The sequence below is a fragment of the Thermanaerothrix sp. genome, from assembly GCA_026417795.1.
GTDB lineage: Bacteria > Synergistota > Synergistia > Synergistales > Synergistaceae > Thermanaerovibrio.
In genome coordinates this window covers 1-2,243 of record JAOACP010000076.1, presented here as the reverse complement: position 1 = coordinate 2,243, position 2,243 = coordinate 1, and the positions used below count along the sequence as shown (strand labels likewise).

Below are 2,243 nucleotides of genomic sequence, written 5' to 3'. Positions count from 1 at the left end.
TCCGCATCGAGGGTAAAGGGCCGCCCCCGCTCATTCCAGGCCTGGATCCTCACCGCCTCCGGCCGTTTTACCTCCCCATACAGACCCGGTATCGAAAGACACCCCTCTTCGTATTCCGTTAATTCCGGAGACGTCTGGATAATCGAAGGATTTATAAACACCCGGGGTATATCCCCTTCTATGTGGACCACAAAAATCCGCTGCAAGAGACCCACCTGGGGACCCGCAAGGCCGATGCCTCGCCCCGCATACATGGTCTCCCGCATTTCCTTCACAAGAGCGGCTATCTCATCATTGATATCCTGTACGGGCAGGGCCTTCTGCCGAAGCACCTCATGCCCCAACGTATATATCTGCATATTCCAATAATAGAGAAAAATAGCCCCACCGACAAGGGAGCGTAAAAACAACAGGCGCTGGGGAAGCTCTTTGCCGCCTGTCCGTATTTTTTCTTCCAGGAGGGGGAGCACCGGGCCCCCCCTGGCGCCGCAGGCGGCGAAGAAACCACCTTTTTCCCCACTCGACCCGTCGCGGCTCCCCCCACGCGCCTGCTTCCTTCGCCGCACGACCGTATCCTGCGCCCGGTCTTATCAGCCCGGGCCCCTAACCCAAACCCCACGGCTCAGGGGATCAGGCGCTCCCCCCACTCCAGAATGGGCCACCTTCACCGGGGACAGGGGCCCCCTTCAGCTTCCCCCTAACACCACCCCCAGCAGGATAAACAGCCCCGTTCCGCCGAGGATACTCAAAAGGGCATTCCGCCTCCACAGATGGAGCACCAGCGTTGCAAGGGCCGCCCCGGCGGTCGCCCAGGGGGTCGGAGGCCTTTGCCAGAGCCCATCCATGATAGAAGTGCAGGCCAGGATGGTCATCACCGTGGGAGGGACCGTCTGTTCCACGAAGGGTAACCAGGAAGGGAATTTTCTCTCCTCCGCCCCACCGAAAGCCGGGTCCGTGGTTGAAGGAATATCCCCCGCCTCTGCAGTCTTTTCCGTATCAGAAAGGGGCGTCCCGGCGTTCCCGGCCCGGCCGACCTTTTTGAAGGACACCAATTCTTGGATGGCCAGCAATATCCAGGGAAAGGCCCGGCAACAAAAAATAATCAGGGCCATCACCACCGTGTAGCCCAGGGCCTGAGTAAGACTCAACATGGAAGGCCCCCTTTTCCCTCTGAGCGGCGATGCATCAAGCCGAGTATCCCCAGGGCAACCACAATCGACCCCAGGAGCACAAGCCGTGCCGGAAGAACGAGTCGGGCCCCAATGGCCGCCAGGCCAGCCACCACAAAAGGCCGGGCCCGCCGAACATGATAGATCTGTTCTACCATCAACATGATAAACAGGGCCGTAAGGGCAAAGGCCAGGCCTTCAATCTTAAAGGGCAGGAGGGAACCGGCGATGGCCCCCAGGGTTCCCCCTGCAATCCAATACAGATGATTCAAGAGGGCTATCTTGAACATCCGCCCATGGTATGCTTCAACCTCCTGGGGCGAGGCGGGGAGCGGCAGAGAAGAAAGGAGCGCAAAGGTTTCGTCGGTAAGGGCGAATATCAGGTACATGCGCCGCCAGGAACGACCCGGAAAACGCTTTAGTAGGGCCATACCGTAGGCTACATGGCGGGCATTCACTAACAGGGTTACCAGGGCCGCTTCCCAGAGAGATGCCCCGGAGGCAAACAATCCCACCGCAATATACTGGGCCGCCCCCGCATACATGCAGAGACTCATGAGAGGCGCAAGCCACCAGGGATAGCCCGCATCGACCAGCAAAAAACCAAAGGCAAATCCTAGGGGAAGATAGCCTAACAAGACAGGGATCGTATAGGTAAAAGCGGATTTTTTCATGATAGCCCCATCATAAAGAGGGGGCTTTTTCATCGCAAGGGGGAATCGGTCATTTTAAAAATGAAAAAATTGATAATTTACAATTTTAAAAAAAGGGGGTACCCTGAAAAAAGAAGAGCTTTCCCCCTTTTAGGAGGTTTCCATGAAGGTGCTTATCAGCGGTGCCAACCGGGGCCTGGGACTTGCCCTCACCCATCATTTTTTACAGGAGGGGCATCAGGTTTTTGCCACCTACCGAAGCAAAGGCGCAGAGCTTACCCAGCTGGAAAACCGGTATCAAAAGAACCGTCAATTGATAACGGTCTGTTGTGACGTGGCAGAGGAAGCCCAGATTACACAGGCAAAAAACGAACTAGAACAGTGGACCGACGCACTGGATATCCTCATTAACAATGCGGCG

At 56.6% G+C, this 2,243-nt stretch carries 4 protein-coding genes; 1 reads left to right on the top strand and 3 read right to left on the bottom strand.

Features of this window, described 5'->3' with window-relative positions:
- The 3 genes from def to N2315_09060 form a co-directional block, all read right to left on the bottom strand.
- Positions 1-359 (bottom strand): peptide deformylase (gene def / locus N2315_09070; protein MCX7829325.1); only part of this gene is annotated, 359 nt, incomplete at its 3' end.
- Between the two features lie 327 nt (positions 360-686).
- On the bottom strand, positions 687-1,148 hold the full coding sequence (locus N2315_09065) for an AzlD domain-containing protein (GenBank protein ID MCX7829324.1): 462 nt from the start codon (positions 1,146-1,148) through the stop codon (positions 687-689).
- Entirely contained in the window at positions 1,145-1,843 is a 699-nt protein-coding gene (locus N2315_09060) for an AzlC family ABC transporter permease (GenBank protein MCX7829323.1), read from the bottom strand. Before N2315_09060 ends, N2315_09065 begins: the two co-directional genes overlap by 4 nt.
- Positions 1,844-1,985: 142 nt before the next feature.
- Between N2315_09060 and N2315_09055 the strand changes: the two genes are divergently transcribed.
- A partial coding sequence (locus N2315_09055; protein ID MCX7829322.1) for an SDR family oxidoreductase occupies positions 1,986-2,243 on the top strand: 258 nt, incomplete at its 3' end.

Coding starts and splice junctions, on each gene's coding strand:
- N2315_09060 (MCX7829323.1), bottom strand. CDS start 1,843: ATGAAAAAATCCGCTTTTACCTATACGATCCCTGTCTTGTTAGGCTAT.